This is a genomic window from Flagellimonas rhodophyticola (assembly GCF_049332665.1).
Taxonomy (GTDB): Bacteria; Bacteroidota; Bacteroidia; order Flavobacteriales; family Flavobacteriaceae; genus Flagellimonas.
In genome coordinates, this window is the sequence record NZ_CP186326.1 from 2,187,294 (window position 1) to 2,212,409 (window position 25,116).

The following is a 25,116-nucleotide window of genomic DNA, read 5'->3' on the forward strand; positions in this document are numbered from 1 at the left end:
AGAATAGCGGGTTAAATTAAGGTGCTTGTCGCCAAGTTTCACGTAAAAAGTTTAAATCATTCTTCATACGTTTGAAAACCTCTTCTTTAGAGATAGTTATTTTTCTGTTTCCGTGTTCGGCACCTCCTAAATCATATTCAAAATGTAAAGAAACCGGAACGTTGATTTTGTACGTTTTGAGCAACGAAAAGTATTTGTTGAAGTCTACCATACCTTCTCCTAATGGCGTATTGATGGGTTTCCATTTTTCATTGACTTTTCCCCATTTAAAGTCTTTGATCACAATGGATTTAATGAACGGTTTTATTTGTCTTAAACCAAGTTCCCAACTACTTCCTCCTTCAACAACGGCATGCCTGATATCATACTGTACTCCTAAATACTCATTATTAGTAGCTTCCAAAATGGGAGGAAGGTCCCAAATGGGAGCTCCAACATGATTTCCTGCGTGATTTTGATAACAGCCGATTAATCCCAAATCCCTATTCATCGATTCCAATTCTTTTGCCTGCCGTCCATAAGCTGCTTGACTTTCCGAGATGGTTTTATCCTTAGGGTATTTTAACCAGCCAGTACGATAATGTGTAAATCCCAGGTTACTGGCCGTTTCTAATACCATCTTATTTGTTAAGTCTGTTACACCCCAAACATTGGTGGTCATCATTTTGGGTTTCATGCCATTTTTTTTAATGGCCTCTACAGCTTTTGGCAAATCGTCCGCCACTCTTTCGGGTAAAACATGACCCTTGGGCCTTACCGTTAAATCTAATCCGTCAAACCCTATTTCCGCTGCTGCTGACGCCATTCCTGAATAATCAAGAAATTGTAAGTGTTTCGAAAATATACTTACTTCGATTTCATTTTTATATTTCGGAGCAGTTGGATAAAGGGTATTCCCGAATCCCATTAATGGAATACTAGCAACGGCTTTAGTAGATAACTTAGTAAAGCTTCTTCTGGAAATCACTTTTTTAGTTTTTTGCATAATCAGGTTCTAATTAATACCGAATAGAGGGAATTATTGTTAAAAATTTGCTCGTCTTACAAATATATGTATTTTTGGTAAACCAAACTGGTTAACCAATTTTAATAAATAAGCTTTTACACCGTTATGGGAATTTCCTTTACCAATTACCAGATGCTAAACCACCATAAAGAAAGGTTTGTTTTGAATGTCGAAGAATGCATTGCAACCGTTGAAATTTAACTGAGTACCTAATCACTTTAACAATAACCCATACATTAAAGAATATGAACTTTAAAATATTCAAATCGGATTTTACCACTTATACAGCAGCAGCAGTTGTCATTTTGTTGCTGAGCTGTTGTGGAAATGGTAATAAAAAAAAGAACGCAACAAGTAATGTTGGGGAGGCAACCGAAGTGACCTATGCAAACGACATCATACCCTTTTTCCAACAATGGAATTTAATTTTAGGTGATGGTTCCAATGTGGGTCAGGCGACACATTTTGAGAACAAGAATTTCTTTTATGCCACAAATGACGACAAGGCGGATTGGGTAGTATTTAAATCACCCAATGCCGGCAATACACATGGCACCTCAAACAATACCAGAACCGAACTGGCCCAATTAAAAAAGTGGTACCCGAAAACCGAAGCCAATATGAAGGCCACTCTAAAAGTAATGAATGTGGCCACTACTGGTGATCCCCGTGTTGCGGCAACGTATTCTGTAGTTGTTGGTCAGATTCATAGTGCAGATGGCCATGAAAATGAACCATTAAAAATATTTTACAAAAAATTTCCAGGTCATACCAAGGGCTCTGTCTTTTGGAATTATGAAATCAATACCGCTGGGGATGATAATTCTAAACGATGGGATTATTCATATCCCATTTGGGGCTATAACTTCTCCATGGTCGGCATAGATGAAAACACGCATCCTCCGGAACCAGAAGATGGAATAGCTTTGGGTGAAGAGTTCAGCTATGAAGTGGAAGTTAAGGATGGCATTATGAACCTAACGTTTACCAGTGAAGGGCATGAAACTAAAACATTCACTAAGAACTTAATTACTTCCGAGTATTCGAAACGGGGGGACATCCCTCAACAGGTTCAAAATTTGTTTGTGCCCATAGGGCAAGATGGGATAGAGCGTGAAAATGCATACGCCAACGAAGGACTCTTTTTCAAGCTGGGGTGTTACAATCAAACAAACGGAAAGGACCCTAAGGTAAATAAGGTATGGTGTTCAGGAGCGGAAACCTATGGCGGCGATTTGCAAAAACAATATGAAAGCGGAAATTACGCCGAAGTCTGGTTTAAATCCGCAAGTATCGCCATTCCGGAAGATGCTATATCCAATTCTGGGTATTTTGAAGCAAATGATGGCCTAAGTGCAAAATCGGTATACCCCAGTGAGGTAATTCCTTTTATGGACAAGTTTAAAATTCTGATGGGAGACGGAACGCATGTGGAAAACCTTATCGATTTCGAAGACAAGGATTTTTTCTACACAGCAATTGATGGTACACGACGATGGGTGGTCTACAAAACACCAAATTCAGGGGTTACCTCAAAAAATTCCAGCAATACAAGAACCGAGTTACATGAAAAAAGAGAATGGACACCTGAAGAAGGAGGTAATCTGACAGGTACATGCAAGGTTATGCAGGTCTCTGTTTCAGGTGATGCAACGGTTGCAGCATCTTACTCTGTGGTGGTAGGGCAAATTCATGGCGGTGAAGGCCATGAAAATGAACCTCTAAAAATATTTTACAAAAAATTCCCTGGCCATACAAAAGGTTCCGTCTTTTGGAACTATGAAATAAATACAGCCGGTGACGATAATTCTAAAAGATGGGATTTCTCAAGAGCGGTATGGGGTCATGATATGTCCGTTATTGGAAAAGATAAAAATGACTATCCCGAGGAGCCATCGGATGGTATTGAATTGGGAGAAGAGTTTAGCTACGAGGTAAATGTATATGAAGGCATCATGTACCTGACTTTCAAAAGTGACAATCACGAAACAAAGACATTCACAAAGAATCTTATCGTATCGGATTATGTCAATCCATCCGATCTTCCAGAACAGGTGAAGCGACTATTTGTACCTATTGGGCAAGATGGAACTGAACGAGCAACCGCCTACAAAGGTGAGTTAGGTTATTTCAAACAAGGGGCTTATAACCAAACCAATGGAAAAGATCCCCAAACCAACAGGGTTTGGTGCGCAGGGGCAGAGACCTATGGAGGTGATATTGCGAAGCAATATGAGAATGGTTGTTACACTGAAGTATGGTTTAGAGAAGGAACCGTGGGCCCAGGAGTAGCGCCAAACTAAACCGGAATAGCACGATTGAGAGAATTATATTTTGAATTTTATAAGAACACTATTATATGAAAACATTCGGAGCAAGTAAAGAATTTATAAAAGGAGAAGACCTTGACTGGGAGGTTGTAGGTGAAGGTCTAAAACGTAAGATTATGGGCTATGACGATAAGATTATGTTGGTAAAGGTTCATTTTGAAGTAGGGGCCGTTGGCCAAATGCACGAACATTACCATTCTCAGGTAACCTATGTTGAAAGTGGAAGTTTTGATGTCACTATAGATGGTAATACGCAAACCTTAAAAGGTGGAGATTCATTTTATATTCCTCCACACGCCATGCATGGAGCGATCTGCACAGAAGCCGGGGTTTTGATTGACGTATTCAGCCCAATTCGAGAGGATTTTATGAGCTAAAAGTGTTAAAATCAAGTTTTTACTTTTTTTAACGAAAAAATAACATATATTTGGTAAACCAATTTGGTTAACCAATCTGGAACACCAATAAAAACACTAACTATGAAAACTTAAAAAAGAAAAAGGATAGGTGCACGCCTATCCTTTTAAAGCTATCACTTCTTTGGAGGGAAGTAATACATAACAAATACACGTAATGTTACTTGTCAACACAAAACTACGGAATTCATTTGATTTAAAGAGGTAGGTGGCGGTTGACGGTAAGTGAGGGCTACAATCACAATGCACAATGTGAATTGAATTTTACTAATCAACATGAATTATTGAAACTAACTTAAACAAATGAATTTTAAATTTAAATTATTATTGATTGCGATGTTGCTAGTCGGCATTCAATCATTTGCCCAGGACTCTTATAGTGTTTCTGGAACCGTTACAGGTGCAGATAACGTCCCTATTCCTGGGGTGAACGTTATTGTGCTCAACTCAACAAGAGGTACTCAAACCGATTTTGACGGAAATTATGCTCTAGCCGTTTCTAATAATGAAGTGGTGCAATTTTCATATATCGGCTTTGCTACCCAAACTGTAATTATTACAGGACAATCAACGATAAACATTACGCTGCAAGAAGATACCAGTCAGTTGGATGAAGTTGTTGTCATTGGTTACGGAACACAGAGAAAATCAACAGTAACCGGATCAATTTCCAAGGTAGTTAATGAAACTTTGGACCAGATTGCCGTGGCTAGGGTAGACGATGCCCTTATTGGTCAGGTATCTGGGGTAAATATCCAAGCGACCAATGCAGAAGCTGGGGGTGCGCCAACAATTAATATAAGAGGTGTAGGTTCCATTAGTTCCGATACAGGTCCAGCCTTGGTAATTGATGGTATTGTAGTGAGCTCAGAATTTCTTGCCAATATTGATATGAACGATGTGGAATCCTTTGAGGTTCTAAAGGATGCTGCTTCCGCTTCCATTTATGGTAGTGAAGGTGCGAACGGGGTCATATTAATAACAACTAAAAGTGGTAAGGCTGGAAAAACTCAATTTAGTTATCAAACCTATACGGGTTATAAGCAAGCTCATGGAAGCGACGACTATCGCAAGGACCTAAATGAATGGGCGGCCGAAGAACAGGCTGCAACCGGAACTCTTTCTGGAGAAACATTGTATGCTCTGGATTTGGTCAATATCACTGGAATCAATAGAGATTGGCAAGATGTTTTCTTTGATGGAGGAACGGTAACAAGTCATTCGCTTTCTGCTAGAGGAGGAACGGAGAATTCAACATTTAGTGCCTCTCTTAGGTCATTACATGATCAAGGTGTGGTAATTACTGATGATTACAAATCATATACGGCAAACTTGAAATTTGATACTAAAGTAGGTAAGAAATTAAAATTTGGTTTAAGAGCATCTCCATCGTATACAAAACAGAGAAGATTGCCTACTTCTATTCATAACCCAACACGTCAATCGCCATGGTTGCCAATTTTCCACACTGAGGAAACACTTCAATTCATTAACCGCAGTGTTTATCCTGATGTTGGTGTTGGAGATTACTTTTGGGAAAACCATTTGGAAAATAGAGATTATGATAATGATGGGAATACAGAGAGACCTCGAACTTCAGGTGACTCCAACCCATATCAACAATATGTTGAGCGTCAGCACTATGAATTCAACACAAAACTATTTGGTTCAACCTATTTAAGCTATAAGCTGCTAGAGGGGTTAACCGCAAAAACCTCGTTGGGTGTTACCTTGGAGCAACGCAAAAGAGATAGGTACGATGGTGTTAATTACCACGCTTCAGGAGCGTCAAGATCGAACTACCTTTTACAAAACAGGTTCAGAACCAGATTGGTTTCAGATAATACTTTGAATTATAGTAGAACCTTTGGTGATCATGATTTGAACCTTTTAGGTGGTTTTACGATACAACAGAGAAAAACTGAGATAAGCCAGATCAATGGAAATGGCTTTTCCGATGACCGTCTTCCAAATATTCAAGGGGCGAATCCTGATAATACCACTGCTTTTCAGAACAACGGCGAACGTAAAAAGATTGGTATGTTCGCAAGGGTTAATTATGCCTATAAAGACAAATATCTTTTCAATGCGTCTATTAGACGTGATGGGAGTTCGGTTTTTGGTTTAAATACCAAATGGGGTAATTTCCCAGCGGTATCCGTTGGGTGGAATGTTGCCAAAGAAGAATTCCTACTTTCAAGTGATGTAGTAAGCAATCTAAAGTTCAGGGCTAGTTATGGTTTTACTGGGGCTGAGAACTTTAATCTGACTACACTTGAAGAAACTATATGGCCATACCTTTCTCTATTACAAAATACCAATGCTGTTGTAGGTAATAGCCTCGTTTCTGGTATATCGCCTTTGAACATTGCCAACAACAATCTAGGATGGGAATCTTCCGAAGAATTAACTGTTGGATTAGATTACGGTTTTTGGAACAATAAAATTTCCGGATCTATAGATTATTACCGAAGAAACAGTGATGATTTACTATTGAATAACCCAGTTTCATATATCACCGGATTTAATGATGGTATCGTAAACTTGGGTGAGGTTCAAAACAGAGGTTTGGAATTTGAACTAAGAACTAGAAACATCTCTAATGAGAAATTCAGTTGGAACTCCACAATAATAGCTTCTACCAACCAAAACGAATTGTTGAGTTTTGGAGATTCCAATAATGCACTTATTGAAGATACTTACGGTAGAAATTCACAATGGATTAATCGAATAGGAGAACCAATTTCTTCGTATTGGGGCTTTGTAGTGGATACTGACGCTTACGATGAAACTTCTTTTAGGACTACTTACGTGGATAATCCTTGGAACAGAATCAATGGCCAGGCTGATGACACCATAGTTAAAGACTTAAATGGTGATGGTATTATTACTGAGGATGACAAAACGATACTAGGAGATCCTTACCCAGATTTGATTTATAGTTTTACCAATGAATTTCAGATTGGGCAATTTGATATTTCCTTTATGGTGCAAGGTAGTTTAGGTGCTCAGGTAAATAATATTGGAGATCAATATTTCTACAATTGGTTTGGTAATCGAACTAGAAGTGGGGGAGAGGCTCAGGCCGTTGCAGATGGCTTAGTGCCGCATGAATCCTTTATTCAAGAAAAGGTGTTGACCAGTGAGGTAATTGCGAGTGCGGATTATTTTTCACTTCGAAATGTAAATGTCGGGTATAATTTTGATAGGGATTTTCTATCAAGAATTGGTCTGGACGGTCTTAGAATTTATGCAACCGGACAGAACCTTCTTTACATTACTGCAGATGATTATCATGGCTTTAATCCAGAGCATGACGATAATGGGAATGTGAGGGCATTTGGTTCGCAAAGAGCTGGTACTCCCATTTTTAGAACACTAACACTAGGTCTAAACATTGATTTCTAAAAAAATTATTATGAAATACTTAAAATATATAGCATTCACAGTAACGGCATTTTTAGTGTCGTGTGAAGCAGACGAATTTTTAAATCCAATACCGGATACTGTCGTTGTGGAAGAATCATTCTTTCAGACAGATGCTGATGTTGAGGCGGGCATACTTGGAATTTATGATGCGCTTCAAGGTGTAAATGAAAATACGGTAACAAATATTGGTATTGTGAACAGAGGGGTGCAGTTTGAACACCTTTTGACAGAACATCGAACCGATAATACTAGAAACGCAACCCTGGAGGGCTCTAAATCAGATTTCCATAGATATGTTGTCGATGCAAACAACGTAGAATCAGAGGATTTTTATGCATCCATGTATGAGGTCATCTTTAGAGCAAATAATGCACTTAGATTTATTGATATTGCAGATGCAGGTAATCAGGCAAGGTATACTGCTGAGGCAAAGTTTTTAAGAGCATATGCTTACTTTAAATTGGTAAGACTATTCGGTGCTGTTCCTTTGGTAACCGAAGTAGTAGGCGCGGATAATAGTGAAGCACTTTTTACAAGAATATCTGAAGAGCAGATTTATGCCCAGATTGTGGCGGATTTACAGGAAGCAGTAGGAATATTGGACAATACCTATAAATCTAGAGCTTCCAGAGCGGCAGCGCAGGGGATTTTGGCAAAGGTATATATGACTCAACCAAGCCCTGACTATTCTGCTGCTGAGCAACTATGTGAAGCAATAATAAGTAGCGGAGAATTTTCATTACAGAGTAATTTTTCAGATGTTTTTTATAATGAATTGAATGATGAGATAGTTTTCGCTATCCAATATCAATTCGGGAACACCTTGGAAAGTCAAAGTTTCTCTTCTGAATTTACTTCTTTTTCCCGTCAAGGTCGTGAAGATGGTCAAAACATTGTTAACGATAATTTAGTAGCGGACTTCAGCGCATTTGGAGGTGATCGCGGACCACTATCCTTTATTAACCTTGGTAGTTCAATAGAGGTTATAAAGTTTTTACCAGATGGATCTGATATCACAGTTTCCCCACCAACATATGGAGATAATGCCCGTAACGCAGGTAACGATTATATAGCATTGCGTTATGCAGACGTATTGTTAATGCATGTGGAAGCTACTATAGGTACAGGAACAAGTACTTCTGATATAGGCGCCCTGCAATCGTTTCAACAAATCAGGGATAGAGCTTTTCCAGCTACAGCTCCTAATGCAATTTCAAGTGTATCAAAGGATGAGCTTTTGACAGAGAGACGTGTAGAACTGGCATTTGAGAATCAGCGATGGTACGATATACTCAGGTTTGGAGTAGCAAACGAAGTATTGAGCGCACATGCTGTTGAGATGGGATATGTTTTTTCAGCAAGAGATTTGCTGTTGCCAATCCCAGCAAGAGAAATCAACTTAAGCGATGGGCTTCTAACACAAAACCCTGGGTACTAAAAATTAATATAAAAAACTATGAAATATCAAGTAAACATATTTAAAAGAACAAAACTGTTGCTAGCGACTTTGGTCGTTGCCAGTATTGTTGTGAGCTGTGTTGGAGATGAGCTTTTTAGAGATGAATTGCCTGGGGCAAATTCCAAGGTGGATACTGTTTTTCCAGAGGCTAATTTTTCATACGCTTCCTCCTCTGACGACTTTAGAACGATAAATTTTACCAACCTTTCTACAGAAGCCTTGCAGTTTGCATGGGATTTTGGGGATGGAAATACTTCATCTGATGAAGATCCGTCATTTACCTTTTCTGATGGTGAGGGTACTTATCCAGTGTCATTGACCGCGACTGATGGTAACGGTATGAGTGGAACTACTACTATTGATGTTATAGTGGTCGAAGGTCCATTTCAACCAATTATTGTAGAAGCTGGTTTTGAAGATGACACCCTTCCAGCAGGTGGCGGCGATGGCCGTGATTCATGGAGAAATAATGATCTTGGAGGTGTAATTCAGATTACAGGAAGTCCAGTGACATTTGGAGACCAAGGTGCAAAATTACCTGTTCCTGCAGGAGATCGTATTGGTTATCAGGAGATCACCGTGGATCCAGAAACCAATTATGATTTAAGTTTTTGGTACACGATGTTGGCTGGTTCTTCCGACGCTAGATTAATCGTATCCGTACTTGGAGTAACACAAAATGGAGGTACGTTTGAAACTCTTGATGATGTTACAAATGGTACTTTAGCATCGGTTACAGTAACCAATGATGATGAACCGGATGTTTACGTACAACAGAAATTGTCCTTCAACTCGGGCGATAATAATACAATTGCTATTTTCTTTACGAATGGGGATGTAGAAGGTAGATTGGATGATTTTACAATAGATGTGGGAGCAGAAGGTGCTGTGCCTCCTTCCGCCGGATTTGCTCCTGAGCAAAGTGAGATTGACTTTTTGGAGTATACATTTACGAATTCTTCAACAGGAGCTGTGAGCTATGATTGGGATTTTGGTGATGGAAATACCTCTACAGAAGAGTCTCCAACTCATGTTTATACTGTAGCAGATACATATACTGTTTCGCTTACCGCAACAAATGACTCTGGATTATCAACTACATTGGAACAGAGTATTACCATTTTAGCTCCGGTTACAGCGGACTTTACATCTCAAGTAGACCCAGGTGATTATAGAACGTATACTTTCATGGATGCTTCTGAAGGTGCTGAAACATTACTATGGGAGTTTGGAGATGGATTCCAATTTACAGGAATGGATCCTTCACATACTTATGCTGAAGATGGAATTTATACGGTAACCCTAACGGCCACAAGTATTACTGGAAACATAAGCGCCGCAACTGAAGAGATTGTAGTGGCTCAAGGATTTGTTGTGCAGGTAATCAATGGAAATTTTGACCTCTACGGCACAACAGCAGGGTGTGGTGGAGAAAGCACTGGTGACAATGCCGACCCATGGGATATGACAACTAACTCGACTATTAAAGATTGTGCTGGAGCTGATATTCCTAGTCCCTACGCAGACCTTTGGGATAACCCAGCTTTAGATAGTTGGCTAGAAACAGAATATGGCGATGATAGTGAGCAAGCAGGATCTACCAGTGATGGAAATGACGGTACTCGAGGAGCTAAATTAGACGAGAGAGGACGTCGCTTGTATCAAGTGGTAACAGTTCAGCAGGGGACAACATATACATTCTCCATTGACGCTCGGCATACTGCCACTGGAATCACCTCCGAAGTATTTATCTTAAATACGGAAATTGCTGATGAAACAGGTATTAACGCCAATCTAGGTGCAGACCCAGATGTCGATGCCTATTTCGCAATTCCAAATATTTTTGACACAGATGGTGATGCGTATGCGACTAGTACATTTCAATTTACTGCTTCAACAAATCAGATAGTCATTTATGTACGGAACATAGATGTTGTTGATGGTCCAGCAGAAGCATTCTTTGATAATATTACGATTACTGATTAAGAATCAATCCATTGTTTTAGGTTAAACCACCCAGACTGTAAATTGGGTCTGGGTGGTCTTAAAACAAAAACGTTGAACAAATAGGAATGGTTATTGCAACCATTTGGACTAAAAAAAGAATTTATAAATGAAAGTTTTCCGAAAGAAATATCTAACACTTTTTTTGATGGCATTTCTTGTTGTTAGCGCTACTTCACAAAACAAAAAAAGTAGTGTAGCAGAATCGGATATAAAAATTGAGAAGAAAAAAAAGAAAAAGAAAAAAAAGGTAAAACTTCCAAACATAGATTTAAGTCATTGGAAGATCACCATACCAGCTGGTAGCGGTAAAGGTGGAGCCATAAGTGTATCACCTCCTGAGATATCTGACTATGCAACTAATGAGGTTTTAAAACCGTATATGTATAACGATTCAACTTCAGGTGCTTTAGTGTTTCATGCATTTCCTACAAATGCGACAACTGCGAATACCAAGTATTCTAGATCTGAATTGAGAGAACAAATGGTTCCAGGCGATAACAATACCAACTGGACCTTTGCTGATGGAGGCGTTATGAAAGCTAAAATTGCCATGGGTGAAGTTTCAAGAGATAAAAAGGGCAAATACCACAAAGTAATTATTGCCCAAATCCATGGTAGATTGACCAATGAACAACGAGATTTAATTGGACAAAAGGACAATAATGCGCCACCCATTTTAAAAATATATTGGCAGAACGGAAAAATTAGAGTGAAGACCAAGGAACTTGTGAACCCGTCTGCTTCTGCTAAAGGAATTTTGTACAAAGAAGCTTGGAAAGACGATAAGGGAAGAAACTTTGAAGAAGAAGTTGGTTTTAGGAAATTTCAGCTGGAGGTTAAGGTCTCTGATGGAAAAATGGTAGTCTCACTCAATAAAAATGAGTTTTTTGTATACGATAGCCAAAGCATAAAACGGTGGGGAGTTTTTGAAAATTATTTTAAGGCAGGTAACTATTTTCAGTCTAGGGATGAAGATGGTTTTGCCAAGGTTAAGTTTTATGAATTATCTGTAACACACTAGAAAGAATTTAATGCCCAACAATAACACACATATAATTGGATTGCCCTTAATGATCATAGCGGTTCTACTCCTGTTCAATTGCCAATCATCGTCGGCCGATGAGGAAATAGAGGATATGCAAATTGAGGATGACAAGGTTGAAGATGTTGCGGAAGATGTTGTGGATGATCCTCAACCAGACGATGAAGAATCTACCTATATACTGCCTGAAATCGATTTAAGTAATTGGAAGGTCACATTGCCGATTGGTAGGCCAGATGAAGTGGAACCTCCTGAAATATTGGAATATGCTACTGTCGAGAAGCTAAAACCATTTATGTATAATGACTCCATCGAAGGTGCTCTGGTTTTCTATACCTATCCCGGAGCCACAACGGCAAACTCCTCCAGATCCAGAACGGAGCTTAGGGAACAAATGGAACCAGGTAGTAATTCGGTTAATTGGACATTTTCAGAAGGAGGAAGGTTAAAGGGAACATTGGCAATGGACGAAATTTCCAAGGATTCAGAAGGCAAATACCATCGTACTATAGTGATGCAAATCCATGGTAGATTAACTAATGCCCAAAGAGATTTGATAGGTGAAGATGATAACAATGCCCCACCAATGCTTAAAATTTATTGGCAAGATGGTAAAGTAAGGGTAAAGACCAAGATTCTTAAAAACCCTGCTGTTTCCAATATCGATATCCTGCGCACGGATTCATGGACCGATGATGAAGGCTTCAATTTCAGCGAAGAAGTTGGGTTCGATCAGTTTTCTTTGGAAGTCTTGGTTTCTGCAGGAAGAATGGAAGTGATTTTAAATGATACCGAGTCTGTTGTATATGACAGTGACGATATTACAAAGTGGAGCGTTTTTGAAAACTATTTTAAGGCGGGAAATTATTTGCAAACGTCTGATGAAGGAGCGTTCGCTCGGGTAAAATATTATGATTTACAGGTTGAACATTGAGTTAGTTAGTTTGATAACTATTGGCCAATTTAATTGGCCAATAGTTAAAAAAACCACCTGAAAATTAGTCAGTTCGCAATTGTAATAATTATGCTTTTTTGGTTAGGGCAAATTGATTAAATTTAACAAACCAATCTGGTTAACCAGTTTTTGATTAAGATAATTTATGAGAGTTGATATACTTACAAAGAGTGAAAACTTAGAGGTTCAAAAGGAAATAATTTCCAAGTTGCGAGATTTGATAAATTATAAGAACCTTGAACCTGGTGACAAATTGCCTTCGGAAAGAATGCTCTCTGAAAAATTTGAGGTGAGCAGGAGTAATGTTAGGGAGGTCATTCAGAAGTTAGAATTTTTTGGTATACTAAAATCTAGACCACAAAGCGGCACTTTTATAGCAGATATTGGACAAATAGCGATGAGCGGTATGATGGATGATATCTTAAGATTGGAAGACCCTGATTTCAAATCATTGGTGGAAACACGAATTCTTCTAGAGCTTAAAACCGTGCGTTTGGCTTCACTTAGAAGAACAGAAGAGGATTTAGAAAAAATGAGGCAAGCTTTAGACGCTTACAAGGAGAAGGTTTTGAACGGTCAAGATGCAGTACAGGAAGACCTACTGTTTCACTTAGCAATAGCACAAGCAAGTAAGAACACTACAATGAATACTTTCATGCTGATAATCACCCCAGAGATTATTACAAATTTCGAAAAGTATCATGTTTGTGATGCAAACCTTTCATTCAAAGGTATTCAAGAACACGAAGACATTTATAACGCGATAAAAGATCAAGATCCAAAAAAGGCCAAAGAAAAAATGAAAACACATTTTAAAATCTTGTACCAATATTGCTATAACGTTTAAAAGTCATTAGTACTGGTAAAGACAAAATTGCACGTTTTTGTTTTTACTGTTTAAAGAAAAATTGGAGGGAAGAAAAATTAAACGAAATAATGTATCTCCTGTTAATCCAGAGGGTTTAATATCACGTTTAAATTTCAAAAGGGTTTGATCAAAAAGGATGATTTCAACAAGAATCATGTTGCCTTTCAGGGAAACTCTTGTCAAAACCCTCCAAAAATTTAAAAGAAAATGAAATTAAAAGGTTTACGTTGGTGGGTAATTGCACTGATTTGCATTGCTACCGTGATTAACTACATAGATAGAACTGCATTTGGTGTCATGTGGCCAGAAATGGGCAAAGACCTTGGGATGGATGAGGCTGATTATGCCGTAATGCTCAATGTTTTTATGATTACCTATGCTCTAGGTAAATTTTTATCAGGAAAACTTTACGATAAAATTGGAACGAGGCTTGGTTTTGTTTTTTCAATAACCCTTTGGTCAGCTGCTGCCATACTCCATGCCTTTGCTAGGGGTCTTGTATCACTTTCTGTGGTTAGGGCAATGTTAGGGCTTGGTGAAGCTGGAAATTGGCCGGGAGCGGTTAAAAGTAACGGTGAATGGCATCCTATAAAAGAGAGGGCCATTGCTCAAGGAATTTTTAATGCTGGTGCCTCATTAGGTAGTGTCATAGCACCAGCGTTAATTGCATTTTTATATGCACAATTTGGATGGCGTACCACCTTTATTATACTAGGTCTAATTGGTTTTGTATGGATATTCCCTTGGCTTATACTGAATAAGGCAAAACCAGAAAAACACCCATGGATTACTGATGAGGAAAGAAGTCTGATTCTTTCAGATCGTATTGAACCGGTAGAGGAAACCAAAAAGGAAAAAGGATCTTCCCTCTCAAAAATTCTTAGCTATAGAGAATCTTGGGGAGTATTGGTTTCAAGGTTTTTTATTGAACCTATTTGGTGGTTGTTTGTTGGATGGATGCCCTTATACCTTAATTCAAAATTTGGTTTTAGCATAGAAGAAATTGGGGCTACTATCTGGATTTCTTATTTGGGTGGAATGGCAGGAAGCATATCAGGAGGATGGTTTTGTGGCAAACTGATGGAAAAACACTCGGTGGATTACGCAAGGAAGATTTCAATACTAATCGGCGGAGTTCTAATTTTCCTTGGATTAATGGGAATTATCTTCTTTGTTCAAGGCGATAACCCGATGACCTTTATCTATATAGTGGCGGTGGTTCTGTTTGGCTTTCAATTTGCGATTGGCAATATACAGACACTTTCAAGTGATTTGCTTAAAGGACCTTCAGTAGGTACGTTGGCTGGCTTGGCAGGTACGGTAGCTGCTGTCTCCGTAATTATTATGAATTGGCTAATCCCAAAAATCACTACGGTTTCCTATACCCCAGCATTTATAATTATCGCAGTGCTAGCTCCGCTGGCCGTGCTATCAATATATATCCTAATTAAGAAGATTAAACCAGTCGAACTCGATTCGATATAATGAAAAATTAAACAAAAGAATTACAAATGATATCAAAAGAAAAAGTTGCCGTTGTTACGGGAGCGACAGGTGGTATAGGCTTTGAAGTGGCCAGAAGACTCGGAAGAGACGGATATACCGTTATTCTAAATGGCATAGAAGATGAAGCAGGAGCAGAAAGAGTGAAAGAGCTTACTGCAGAAGGAATAACCGCTGAATATTATGGTTTTGATGTCACAAGCGAAGATGCTGTGACTACTAACATTACCAAAATTGGTGAAAAATATGGTAAAATAGACGTACTGGTCAACAACGCGGGTGGATTAGGCGGAAGATCTAGGTTTGAAGAAATGACAACGGATTTTTACAGATTTGTAATGGCGTTAAACCTTGATTCTGTATTTTTTGCTTCAAGGGCCGCTATCCCATTTCTCAAAAAAGGAGAGCATCCTTCAATAATTAATTATACATCAAATGCAGGATGGACAGCTGGTGGACCAGGAGCTGGAATTTATGGCACATCTAAAGCTGGTGTTCATGCCATTACCAGAGCGTTGGCTAAAGATTTGGCTGAATATGGAATTCGAGCGAATGCGGTATCTCCCGGCACTATTGACACACCATTTCATGCTCAGATTAAAGCTACAAAACCAGAGGTTTTTGCTTCTTGGGCAAATAACATTATGTTGGGAAGGTTAGGGCAACCGGAAGATGTTGCTGGGGTTATTTCTTTCTTAGCAAGTAAGGATGCATCCTTTATAACAGCAGAAACCATCCAAATTGGTGGTGGACAGGCTTTAGGTATTTAATATTTAAAAATAATAATGAGTAATCTAAAAGGAAAAATAGCTGTTGTTACCGGAGGTTCTAGAGATATAGGGCGTGCCATTTCGGTCAAACTTGCCAAAGAAGGAGCCAAAGTGATTGTAAATTATTTCAATTCTGAATCTGGAGCCAATGAAACTGTCGAGGAAATAAAGTCTTTAGGACAAGAGGCAATAGCAATCAAAGCAGATGTATCAAATCTTGATGAAATAGCGGCGTTAAAAGCAAAGGTTATAGTCGCCTTTGGAAATCAAGTAGATATTTTGGTCAACAACGCAGGAGGTCTTTTTGCTAGAAAAACACTCCAAGAATTTGATGAAGCCTTTTATGATTTAGTGATGAATGTCAACTTTAAATCCACCGTTTTTGTATCCCAGGCTTTTGAACCGCTCATGGGTAAAGGTTCCTCAATTATTAATCTTTCATCGCAAGCAGCAAGAGATGGTGGTGGCGGTGGCTCAGCATTGTATAGTTCTTCAAAAGGTGCTGTGACTACATTTACAAGGGCAATGGCCAAGGAATTGGGTCCAAAAGGCATCCGTGTAAATGCCATTTGTCCAGGTTTGATAGGAACAAAATTTCATGACGATTTCACTAAAGATGAAATAAGGGAAAAAGTAGCGGCAAGCACCCCTCTTAGAAGGGAAGGAGCTGCAATGGAAATAGCAGATTTGGTTGTATATTTAGCATCAAAGGATGCTTCATTTATAACGGGTAATAACATAGATATCAACGGTGGCTTGGCCTTTAGCTAAGCAAACAATTAGCAATCAAAATATAATTTAGCATGAAAAAAGTAGTGACCTTCGGAGAGATTATGCTCCGTTTGGCCCCACCAGGTTTTTTGAGATTTTCTCAAACAAATAGTTTCGATGTGGTCTATGGAGGCGGAGAGTCCAACGTGGCAGTTTCTCTTGCCAATTATGGAGTTCCAGTCGATTTTGTTACTAGGCTTCCAGATAACGATATAGGTCAATGTGCCCTTATGGAAATGCGTAAACGAGGCGTTGGAACAGATAAGATTGTTTTTGGCGGCGACCGTCTTGGAATATATTTTCTCGAAACCGGAGCGGTGAGCAGAGGCAGTAAAGTGGTATATGACCGAGCTCATTCAGCGATGGCCGAAATGGGAAAAGGAATGATAGACTGGAAGTCCGTCTTCGATGGGGTAGAGTGGTTTCACTGGACTGGGATCACACCAGCCATTTCGCAAGGAGCTGCAGATGCCTGTTTAGAGGCTGTAAAAGCTGCTAGTGAATTAGGTGTTACTATTTCAACGGATTTAAATTATAGGGCAAAACTTTGGAAATATTGTGATGATGCCAAGAGAGAGGAAATTATGGCTGAGCTGACATCCTATTGTGACATTGTCTTGGGCAATGAAGAAGATGCAGAAAAACATTTCGGCATCAAACCCGAAGGTTTGGACATCACAACCCAAGGAGAGCATGTTAAGGCAGAGGCGTTTTTATCAGTCTGCAAGCAGATGATGGAACGTTTTCCTAGAGCCAAAAAGGTGATTACAACATTGCGCGGGTCGTTATCTGCTTCGCACAACACCTGGGCAGGGGTATTGTATGATGGGAAGACTATGTACAAGTCTCCAGAATACCAGATTACCCATATTGTCGACAGAGTAGGCGGTGGTGATTCCTTCATGGGAGGTTTGATTTATGGACTGCTCAAGTATCCTGAAGACGACCAGAATGCGTTGGATTTTGCAGTAGCTGCTTCTTGCTTGAAGCATACGATTAAGGGTGATGCAAACCTAGCGACAGTTTCTGAGGTCGAAAAACTAATGGGAGGTGATGCCTCAGGTCGAGTGGCCCGTTAATACATATCAAATGGAAGCAATCACACAAGAGCAAATCATTAGCAGTATGGGAAAAGGAGGGCTAGTGCCCGTTTTTAACCATACAGATTCAGAAGTGGCAAAAAATGTACTTGATGCCTGCTATAATGGAGGTGTGCGGGTATTTGAATTTACCAATCGTGGGGAGAACGCGTTGGAAGTTTTCGAAATCTTGGTACAGCATGCCGAAAAATATGATGATCTCATACTAGGTATTGGTACCATATTCTCCGCAGAAGAAGGTCAAAAATTCTTTGATAAAGGAGCAGCTTTCATCGTTTCTCCAGCTATGATTCCTGAACTTGAACAATTTTGCACTTCAAATGATGTGCTTTGGGTGCCGGGTTGCGGCACCGTAACCGAGATTCATCAGGCTGTACAATTGGGTGCTAAAGTAGTAAAAGCCTTTCCAGGGAATGTACTTGGTCCTGGTTTTGTCAAATCTGTGAAAGCCGTTTTTCCTAAGGTACCGATTATGCCGACGGGTGGTGTGGCCCCTACAGAAGAAAATCTGAAGCAATGGTTTGAGGCCGGTGTCACCTGCGTAGGCATGGGTTCGAAACTTATTGGAAAGGATATATTGGCCAATGGAGATTTTAGAGGACTTGAGAACCTGGTGAAGAACACATTGGAGACCATCGTAAGGATTAGAAACTAAAGCAATGAGCAATCAAACCCCTACCCGTAATTCGTTTATCAAAAAACTACTTGGGGTTGTATTGGCATTTGGTCCTGGTATTTTTGCCATTGGTTATACCATAGGTACGGGAAGCGTTACTTCAATGATAGTAGCGGGAAGCACGTATGGAATGCAATTGTTATGGGTATTGTTGCTTAGTTGCATCTTTTCAGGAATATTGATGTTCACCTATGGAAATTACTCCCTGATTACAGGAGAGACTGCACTATTTGCTTTTAAGAGGCATTTGAAATGGGGAAAATTAATAGCCATTTTAATTATAATTGGAATATCGTTCGGACAATGGAATTCCTTGATGGGCATTTTAGGTATCTCGGCCAACGTCATTTTTGAAATCTTACTTATCTATTTTCCTCAGTTGGCAGGTTCCGAGTATGAAGCGGTTTTAGGTATAGCTATCCTAATTATTGCAATTATGTATGCCCTTTTACTAGTTGGTAAATACACTTTTTTTGAAAAGATATTGGTGATTTTTGTTACCGTCATGGGGATGTCTTTTTTGGTATCTCTTTTCATGGTTTACCCACAACCTATTGAAGTAGTAAAGGGATTAATACCTTCGGTTCCGCAGGTAGAAGGGGGAAAAATGATGGTGGCTGCCTTTGTTGGCACTACTATGGCTGCTGCTACATTCTTATCGAGACCACTTTTTGTAAAAGGCAAAGGTTGGACAATTGAACACCTAAAACAACAGAAAAAAGACGCTATTATAGCAGCATGCCTGGTATTTGTAATCAGTGGTGCTGTCATGGCCGTTGCAAGCGGGGCATTATTCCATCAGGGACAGCCTGTCACCAAAGTCTTGGATATGGCGACCACGCTTGAACCTGTTGCCGGCAAATTTGCGCTTACCTTGTTCTTTTTTGGAACACTAAGTGCAGGATTATCCTCTATTTTTCCTTGCCTACTGATTGCACCCATACTAGTAGCCGATTATCAGTCAGGAGAATTGGACACCAGTTCTAAACAATTTAAAATCATTACCGCAATTGCCTGTCTATTTGCTTTAATAGTGCCCATATTTGGTGCAAACCCCATCGAAATGCAAATCGTATCCCAAGTTTTCAATGTGTTTGTATTGCCATTGGTTATCATAGGAATAATTCTATTGATTAACAACAAAAAATTAGAAGGGACACATAAAATAAGCCTTGGGATTAATATTGGGCTTATGGCCGCCCTGTTCTTTTCTTTGGTTATTTCTTACAATGGAATTTTGGCGTTAACAAATTACTTTTAATAAGAGTATCTAGATAAGAAGCTCTTCTTTTATGAGTCGTTATGAGTGCTAAGTAATCCTATTTAACGCCTAAAAGCTGCACCCCTTATTTAACTATTAGAATTATCTAACCGATTTTAGGTAACAGTTTACCGGCTGTTGCCTTTTTGCAATTTTCTTTCACTTCTTTTACAATAAAGTCCAAAATATACCTTGAGACATAGTCTTGGCATTCATATTAAATGCTCGGGCTACATATTCAAATATTTAGTCATGAACACTTGGGAAATATTGACACTATCTTTTTCGATTCAGGTATTCGGCGCGATTACAATTACCCTTATTGTTTTTTTATTACTTACAATGTATTTCGGTCATATCCATCCAGAATTGTTTGGAGGTAAAGCGGTCAGACAAATGATTCCTTTGGTAAAGTATGATAAATCTGGGCTTTCGGAAGCGCTTTCCAAAGAATACAAGATCAAAGTCTGGAATGAAGTCAGTGACAAAAAGCTATACTTAGAAGGTAACCTAAGTTTATCTGATTTGTCCAATACTTTAGGAATTGCCAGACACCATACCTCACAGGTAATCAATGAACATTTTGGTAAAGGTTTTCATGATTTTATAAATGAGTTTAGGATTGATGAGGCAAAGAAATTGCTTTTAGGAAACCAAAATCTTAAAATTATAGAAATCGCCTTCATGGTGGGCTTCAATAATAAAATGAGTTTTCACAGAGCTTTCAAAAAAATAACAAATACAACTCCGACCAAATATATTCAGCAATCTATATCGAACCATATTGATAGCTGCTAAGGAAAACAGTAAAGAAAAAGATTATCCACAGATAAAATAGCTTTTAGTTATATCATCTAAATCAAGTTGTTCAATCACTTGAATTATAAAGTTTTTCAAAGATTTTGCTATGAACATTTGGGAAATATTGATACTATCCTTTGCAATTCATGTACTCTTCACTGCTATTGTTGTTGTTAGCACCAGAAAAGGAGATAGAAAATCCAAACTGATATGGGTTGTATTTTTAATACTTTTCGCATACAATTTATTCTACAATGTCCTTTTTTGGACAAGGTTTAATGAATATCTTTTTAGAAGGTTGACTTATGTTTACTTAGTGCCACTTTCATTATATGGGCCTTTGTTTTATCTATACATTAAACGATTGGTATTAAAAAAAGATGTATTTAATCAAGGCAAATTGGTAGTACACTTGATTCCCGCTTTCATTGTACTCCTTAACTGTGGAAGATTTTATATGTTGCCCTTGACCGACAGAGTAGTATTTTGGAAGCAAGGCACATTGTTCAAGTTTTTTTTCATCAACCCAACCCATTTGGAATTTGGACTTTCAATTCTTCTGGTTATCTATGCGATAAGCACCTACATAATGAACCGGAAAAGCTACGTGCAAGACGATGAGATGAGGTTGTGGCTAAAGATCACCTCTTACTTTTTTATGGGTTTTGCCCTGTCTTGGCTGGTATATGATATATTATCTTTTTCAGATGTGCTAACCGACAAGCATGATTACATAATTACAATATCCATGATTATTTTCGTTGGATTGATAACCTACTTCGGTTATATCCACACAGAAATATTTGAAGGAAAATCATTAAAGAAGCTCATACCGCTAACAAAATATAACAGATCTGGACTTTCAGATATCCTGTCTAGGGAGTACAAAGTTAAAATTTGGGATGAAGTAAAGAACAAAGAACTTTTTCTTAACGGTGATTTAAGCCTTTCAGATTTATCGGATGCTTTGGGAATGGCTAGGCACCACACCTCACAAGTAATCAATGAACATTTTGGCAAAGGCTTCCACGATTTTATAAATGAATTTAGGGTGGAAGAAGCCAAGAAGTTGCTTTTGGGTAATGATGACCTCAAAATTATAGAAATCGCCTTTATGGTTGGTTTCAACAACAAAATGAGTTTTCATCGAGCTTTCAAGAAAATTACGAATATGACTCCTACCAAATATATCCAGCAGTCTACTTTGCATCATAGTAACAGTAACTATGTAACGGATAATCAGTAACAGATTATAATCTGTGGTCTTTTTGGCAATTCCTTTGACTTGTTTTACAGCGCAATTGTAAAGGTAAGGTGGTGAGAAACTTTACTTCTTTCTGACATCGCAAGACACTCAGTTTTGTTCTCATTTTATTAGGAGTATTATTTGAATTAGCTATCAAACCCTTCTCCCACCTGCCTTTCTCAATTGTACAGATAACTCAATTAATTTCTAATTAAAACTCAAACTGTATGAAAGTAAAAGGATTTTTGACGCTCTTGTTCGCGTTTATTGTTCACATGTCCTTTGCACAAGAAAAAGTGGTCTCAGGGAAGGTTACAGATCAAAATGGTCTTCCCTTGCCTGGAGTCAACATTGTTGTCGAAGGCACCATTACTGGAACTCAAACCGACTTTGATGGTAACTACTCCATTAATGTTAGTGTGGGTCAAGTATTATTATTTAGTTACATAGGACAACAAGATACCAGAAGTGTTGTTGGCGCAGATAGTACTATAAATGTACAGATGTCTGAAAATGCCCAGGCATTGGAAGAAGTAGTGGTGACCGCATTAGGTATTAAAAGGGAAAAGCAAGCTTTGGGATACGCTGTCGCCGAAGTTGGAGAAGATCAGCTGGAATCTAGACCTGATGGTGATGTAGCAAGAGTGTTGCAAGGAAAAGCATCGGGAGTACAAATAACCAACCAGAGTGGTCTGTCAGGGTCAGGTACAAATATTATTATTCGAGGACTCTCAACTTTTAGTTCTAGTAATCAAGCCCTTTTCATTGTGGATGGTGTACCGTTTAGCACCGATACAAATTCATCTGGCAGAAATGGAGCTCGGCAAGATTTTATTAATGGAAACAATGGCTCTAGTAGATTCTTGGACTTAGATCCAAATAGCATTGAGAGTGTTAACGTGCTTAAGGGACTTGCAGCAGCTACATTGTATGGTTCTCAAGGTCGGAATGGCGTTGTCTTAGTTACTACAAAAGGAGGTTCGAGTAGATCATCAGGCCCAAAAAAAACGGAAGTAACGATAAACTCTTCTGTTTTTATCAATCAAATTGCTTCCTTACCCGAATATCAAAACCAATATGGCAATGGTTTTGACCAATCTTTTGGCTGGTTCTTTAGTAACTGGGGTCCAAGTTTTGATCGTAATGGTCCTGCCGGCTGGGGCAATCAGGCATCCATTGATGCTCAAGGTACTTTAGCGCATCCATATTCTACATCCACTGCGGCTATTCAGGCAGCTTTCCCAGAATTTCAAGGCGTGCGCTATAAATGGCAACCCTATGACTCCGTTTATAAATTTTTTAGAACGGGAGTAATTACAAATAATTCAATCAATGTTAGAGGAGCGTCCGAAGATTCCAAAATAAATTACAATATCAATTACGGACATTTAAAAGATAATGGATTTACGCCCAATAACACGGTAACCCGTAATACATTATCCATCGGAGGAAACGCAAAACTTTCCAACAGATTTACCGCATCAGGAACATTAAATTTTAGTAGAACGAAATTTGTATCTCCGCCCGTGGCATTGAGTCAAGGTGATGGTGCAACAGGAACCGGTTCATCCGTCTTCGGAGATTTATGGTTTACACCTCGTAGTATCGATATTCAAGGATTACCTTTCCAAGACCCAGTTACTGGCGGAAGTGTATACTATAGACAAGATAATACCATACAACACCCTCTTTGGACAGTTGCAAATGCCGAAACACAGCAACAGACAAATCGCGTTTTTGGTCAGGCATCGTTGCAGTATGACATTAATGATAATCTAAACATTGTTTATAGAGCAGGTATAGATGTATATAGTGAGGACAATGTGAACTTCCAAAATGCGGGAGGTATTAATTCAAATAGTGGAGATGTACGTTTGGCCAGTGGTATATATGAAACATGGAACAACAATAACACCATATGGGACCATAACATAGTTCTGAATGGGGACTACGACATTGTTGAAAAGGTTGGGGCCACATTTAATTTAGGGGCCACATCTAGAAGAGAGATTTTCAATCAAATTGGAGTAGCAAGTGATGGCCAACAAGTATTCGGAGTACTAAGGCATTTTAACTTTTTAAATCAAAACGAAATAGAAAGTTTTGTTGAGAGAAACTTAGTGGGAGTCTATGTGCAAATGGATTTTGACTATGACAATATGCTTTACCTAACCTTAGCGGGAAGGAACGATTGGGTTTCCAATTTTTCACGAGATAATAGAACTCAATTTTATCCCAGTGCAAGTCTTTCTTTTATTCCTACCACAGCTTTTGATGCCTTGAAATCTGAGAATATTTTGAACTACTTGAAGCTACGAGCGGGTATCGGAGTATCTGCCAATTTCGAATCATCCGCCTATCCAATCGCAAGTACCTTGTTTTTAGATACCCAAGATTCGCAGGATGGCACAGGTACAAATGTTGTGGCCAATACAACAGGTGCTAGACTTGGAAATCCCAACCTTCAACCTGAGACATTAAATGAAGTAGAATTAGGGGTTGAATCCAGATGGTGGGACGGACGTGTTACTTTTGATGGGTCTGTGTATAAAAGGTTCACCAAAGATTTGATTTTGGACAGACCTCTAGACCCTTCGAGTGGTTTCTTTGTTACAGCTACAAACATTGGTGAAATAGAATCTGAAGGAATTGAAGCTGATTTAGGAGTTAATTGGATAAGAAGTTCAGGTGACGGTTTTAGCTGGAGCACCAATGTGAACTTCACAGCTTTTGAAACTACCGTAACAGATTTGGGTGTAGATACCGATCAAGTTGTCTACTCCGGTTTTAGTAACCTAGGAAATTCTGCAATACAAGATCAGCCTTTGGGCGTGTTCTTTGGGACAAGAGTCCTTCGTGATGCCAATGGTAATCTTGTAGTTGGGGGTGACGGAAATTATGTGCAAGACCCTAACAATGGCATTATCGGAGACCCAAACCCAGACTGGGTCATGAATGTGAGAAATAGCATTTCATTCAAAAACTTCACCCTTGGCTTCCAATGGAACTATACGCAAGGCGGCGATGTTTACTCCTCAACAATATCTACTTTATTAGGTAGAGGGCTAACACCAGAAACTATTGATCGAGAAAACACTTATATCCTTCCTGGGGTTGACCAAAATGGTAACGTGAATAATTTACAGATAAACAACTCGACCTTTTGGTTCAGTAATGTTTTGAATGGACCGAGTGAGCTTCAGGTTTATGATGCCACAACGATTAGACTGCAAGAAGCTTCTCTAAGCTATAACATGCCATCTAAATTCCTGGATAAAACACCTTTTGGATCCCTCGTTTTTACAGCTTCCGGAAACAACCTCTGGTTTAGAGCTATCAACACACCGAAGGGAGCAAATTTTGATCCAAATACTTCGGGGTTGGGTGTTGGAAATGGCTTTGGTTTTGACTTTATAAACGGGCCAAGCTCAAGAAGGTACGGGTTGAGTGTAAAAGCTTCATTTTAAAAATAATAC

Annotated in this window: 18 protein-coding genes; 17 read left to right on the forward strand and 1 reads right to left on the reverse strand. The window is 38.9% G+C overall.

The window, feature by feature from the left end; all coding sequences use genetic code 11:
• Positions 1–16: 16 nt before the first annotated feature.
• Complete coding sequence (locus ACOKFG_RS09865; protein ID WP_299484921.1) at positions 17–985, reverse strand: sugar phosphate isomerase/epimerase family protein; 969 nt, start codon at positions 983–985, stop codon at positions 17–19.
• 266 nt (positions 986–1,251) lie between these two features.
• On the opposite strand from ACOKFG_RS09865, the gene ACOKFG_RS09870 reads away from it, so the two are divergent.
• The 17 genes from ACOKFG_RS09870 to ACOKFG_RS09950 all read left to right on the forward strand — a co-directional run bounded on the left by ACOKFG_RS09870 (position 1,252) and on the right by ACOKFG_RS09950 (position 25,107).
• Positions 1,252–3,309, forward strand: a complete 2,058-nt coding sequence (locus ACOKFG_RS09870; protein ID WP_422861159.1) for a polysaccharide lyase family 7 protein — start codon at positions 1,252–1,254, stop codon at positions 3,307–3,309.
• Positions 3,310–3,365: 56 nt separating this feature from the next.
• Complete coding sequence (locus tag ACOKFG_RS09875; RefSeq protein WP_298793799.1) at positions 3,366–3,713, forward strand: cupin domain-containing protein; 348 nt, start codon at positions 3,366–3,368, stop codon at positions 3,711–3,713.
• 342 nt (positions 3,714–4,055) lie between these two features.
• Complete coding sequence (locus tag ACOKFG_RS09880) at positions 4,056–7,160, forward strand: SusC/RagA family TonB-linked outer membrane protein (protein WP_298793800.1); 3,105 nt, start codon at positions 4,056–4,058, stop codon at positions 7,158–7,160.
• Between the two features lie 10 nt (positions 7,161–7,170).
• The gene (locus tag ACOKFG_RS09885; protein ID WP_422861160.1) at positions 7,171–8,619 is read left to right on the forward strand and encodes a RagB/SusD family nutrient uptake outer membrane protein; all 1,449 of its coding nucleotides are present in this window, start codon (positions 7,171–7,173) and stop codon (positions 8,617–8,619) included.
• An 18-nt stretch (positions 8,620–8,637) separates the two neighbouring features.
• Entirely contained in the window at positions 8,638–10,626 is a 1,989-nt protein-coding gene (locus ACOKFG_RS09890) for a PKD domain-containing protein (RefSeq protein WP_422861161.1), read from the forward strand.
• Positions 10,627–10,792: 166 nt separating this feature from the next.
• Complete coding sequence (locus tag ACOKFG_RS09895) at positions 10,793–11,668, forward strand: polysaccharide lyase family 7 protein (RefSeq protein ID WP_298793803.1); 876 nt, start codon at positions 10,793–10,795, stop codon at positions 11,666–11,668.
• 10 nt (positions 11,669–11,678) lie between these two features.
• Positions 11,679–12,623: a polysaccharide lyase family 7 protein gene (locus tag ACOKFG_RS09900; protein WP_422861162.1), complete on the forward strand. Its 945-nt coding sequence runs from the start codon at positions 11,679–11,681 to the stop codon at positions 12,621–12,623.
• Positions 12,624–12,789: 166 nt separating this feature from the next.
• Complete coding sequence (locus ACOKFG_RS09905) at positions 12,790–13,491, forward strand: FadR/GntR family transcriptional regulator (protein WP_298793805.1); 702 nt, start codon at positions 12,790–12,792, stop codon at positions 13,489–13,491.
• Between the two features lie 228 nt (positions 13,492–13,719).
• Positions 13,720–14,997 (forward strand): MFS transporter, encoded by a 1,278-nt coding sequence (locus tag ACOKFG_RS09910; protein ID WP_422861163.1) that lies wholly within the window; start codon positions 13,720–13,722, stop codon positions 14,995–14,997.
• 26 nt (positions 14,998–15,023) lie between these two features.
• On the forward strand, positions 15,024–15,785 hold the full coding sequence (locus tag ACOKFG_RS09915) for an SDR family oxidoreductase (RefSeq protein WP_298793807.1): 762 nt from the start codon (positions 15,024–15,026) through the stop codon (positions 15,783–15,785).
• 15 nt (positions 15,786–15,800) lie between these two features.
• The gene (locus tag ACOKFG_RS09920; protein WP_422861164.1) at positions 15,801–16,556 is read left to right on the forward strand and encodes an SDR family NAD(P)-dependent oxidoreductase; all 756 of its coding nucleotides are present in this window, start codon (positions 15,801–15,803) and stop codon (positions 16,554–16,556) included.
• 32 nt (positions 16,557–16,588) lie between these two features.
• Complete coding sequence (locus ACOKFG_RS09925) at positions 16,589–17,635, forward strand: sugar kinase (protein ID WP_298793809.1); 1,047 nt, start codon at positions 16,589–16,591, stop codon at positions 17,633–17,635.
• A gap of 10 nt (positions 17,636–17,645) precedes the next feature.
• A complete protein-coding gene (locus tag ACOKFG_RS09930) occupies positions 17,646–18,311 on the forward strand; it encodes a bifunctional 4-hydroxy-2-oxoglutarate aldolase/2-dehydro-3-deoxy-phosphogluconate aldolase (RefSeq protein WP_298793810.1) in 666 nt (221 codons plus the stop codon).
• Positions 18,312–18,315: 4 nt separating this feature from the next.
• Positions 18,316–19,593 (forward strand): Nramp family divalent metal transporter, encoded by a 1,278-nt coding sequence (locus tag ACOKFG_RS09935; RefSeq protein WP_298793811.1) that lies wholly within the window; start codon positions 18,316–18,318, stop codon positions 19,591–19,593.
• Between the two features lie 252 nt (positions 19,594–19,845).
• Complete coding sequence (locus ACOKFG_RS09940) at positions 19,846–20,391, forward strand: helix-turn-helix domain-containing protein (RefSeq protein ID WP_298793812.1); 546 nt, start codon at positions 19,846–19,848, stop codon at positions 20,389–20,391.
• A gap of 109 nt (positions 20,392–20,500) precedes the next feature.
• Positions 20,501–21,640, forward strand: a complete 1,140-nt coding sequence (locus tag ACOKFG_RS09945; RefSeq protein WP_298793813.1) for a helix-turn-helix domain-containing protein — start codon at positions 20,501–20,503, stop codon at positions 21,638–21,640.
• A 227-nt stretch (positions 21,641–21,867) separates the two neighbouring features.
• Entirely contained in the window at positions 21,868–25,107 is a 3,240-nt protein-coding gene (locus ACOKFG_RS09950; RefSeq protein ID WP_298793814.1) for a SusC/RagA family TonB-linked outer membrane protein, read from the forward strand.
• The last annotated feature ends 9 nt before the right edge of the window (positions 25,108–25,116 follow it).

Coding starts and splice junctions, on each gene's coding strand:
- ACOKFG_RS09865 (WP_299484921.1), bottom strand. CDS start 985: ATGCAAAAAACTAAAAAAGTGATTTCCAGAAGAAGCTTTACTAAGTTA.
- ACOKFG_RS09870 (WP_422861159.1), top strand. CDS start 1,252: ATGAACTTTAAAATATTCAAATCGGATTTTACCACTTATACAGCAGCA.
- ACOKFG_RS09875 (WP_298793799.1), top strand. CDS start 3,366: ATGAAAACATTCGGAGCAAGTAAAGAATTTATAAAAGGAGAAGACCTT.
- ACOKFG_RS09880 (WP_298793800.1), top strand. CDS start 4,056: ATGAATTTTAAATTTAAATTATTATTGATTGCGATGTTGCTAGTCGGC.
- ACOKFG_RS09885 (WP_422861160.1), top strand. CDS start 7,171: ATGAAATACTTAAAATATATAGCATTCACAGTAACGGCATTTTTAGTG.
- ACOKFG_RS09890 (WP_422861161.1), top strand. CDS start 8,638: ATGAAATATCAAGTAAACATATTTAAAAGAACAAAACTGTTGCTAGCG.
- ACOKFG_RS09895 (WP_298793803.1), top strand. CDS start 10,793: ATGGCATTTCTTGTTGTTAGCGCTACTTCACAAAACAAAAAAAGTAGT.
- ACOKFG_RS09900 (WP_422861162.1), top strand. CDS start 11,679: ATGCCCAACAATAACACACATATAATTGGATTGCCCTTAATGATCATA.
- ACOKFG_RS09905 (WP_298793805.1), top strand. CDS start 12,790: ATGAGAGTTGATATACTTACAAAGAGTGAAAACTTAGAGGTTCAAAAG.
- ACOKFG_RS09910 (WP_422861163.1), top strand. CDS start 13,720: ATGAAATTAAAAGGTTTACGTTGGTGGGTAATTGCACTGATTTGCATT.
- ACOKFG_RS09915 (WP_298793807.1), top strand. CDS start 15,024: ATGATATCAAAAGAAAAAGTTGCCGTTGTTACGGGAGCGACAGGTGGT.
- ACOKFG_RS09920 (WP_422861164.1), top strand. CDS start 15,801: ATGAGTAATCTAAAAGGAAAAATAGCTGTTGTTACCGGAGGTTCTAGA.
- ACOKFG_RS09925 (WP_298793809.1), top strand. CDS start 16,589: ATGAAAAAAGTAGTGACCTTCGGAGAGATTATGCTCCGTTTGGCCCCA.
- ACOKFG_RS09930 (WP_298793810.1), top strand. CDS start 17,646: ATGGAAGCAATCACACAAGAGCAAATCATTAGCAGTATGGGAAAAGGA.
- ACOKFG_RS09935 (WP_298793811.1), top strand. CDS start 18,316: ATGAGCAATCAAACCCCTACCCGTAATTCGTTTATCAAAAAACTACTT.
- ACOKFG_RS09940 (WP_298793812.1), top strand. CDS start 19,846: ATGAACACTTGGGAAATATTGACACTATCTTTTTCGATTCAGGTATTC.
- ACOKFG_RS09945 (WP_298793813.1), top strand. CDS start 20,501: ATGAACATTTGGGAAATATTGATACTATCCTTTGCAATTCATGTACTC.
- ACOKFG_RS09950 (WP_298793814.1), top strand. CDS start 21,868: ATGAAAGTAAAAGGATTTTTGACGCTCTTGTTCGCGTTTATTGTTCAC.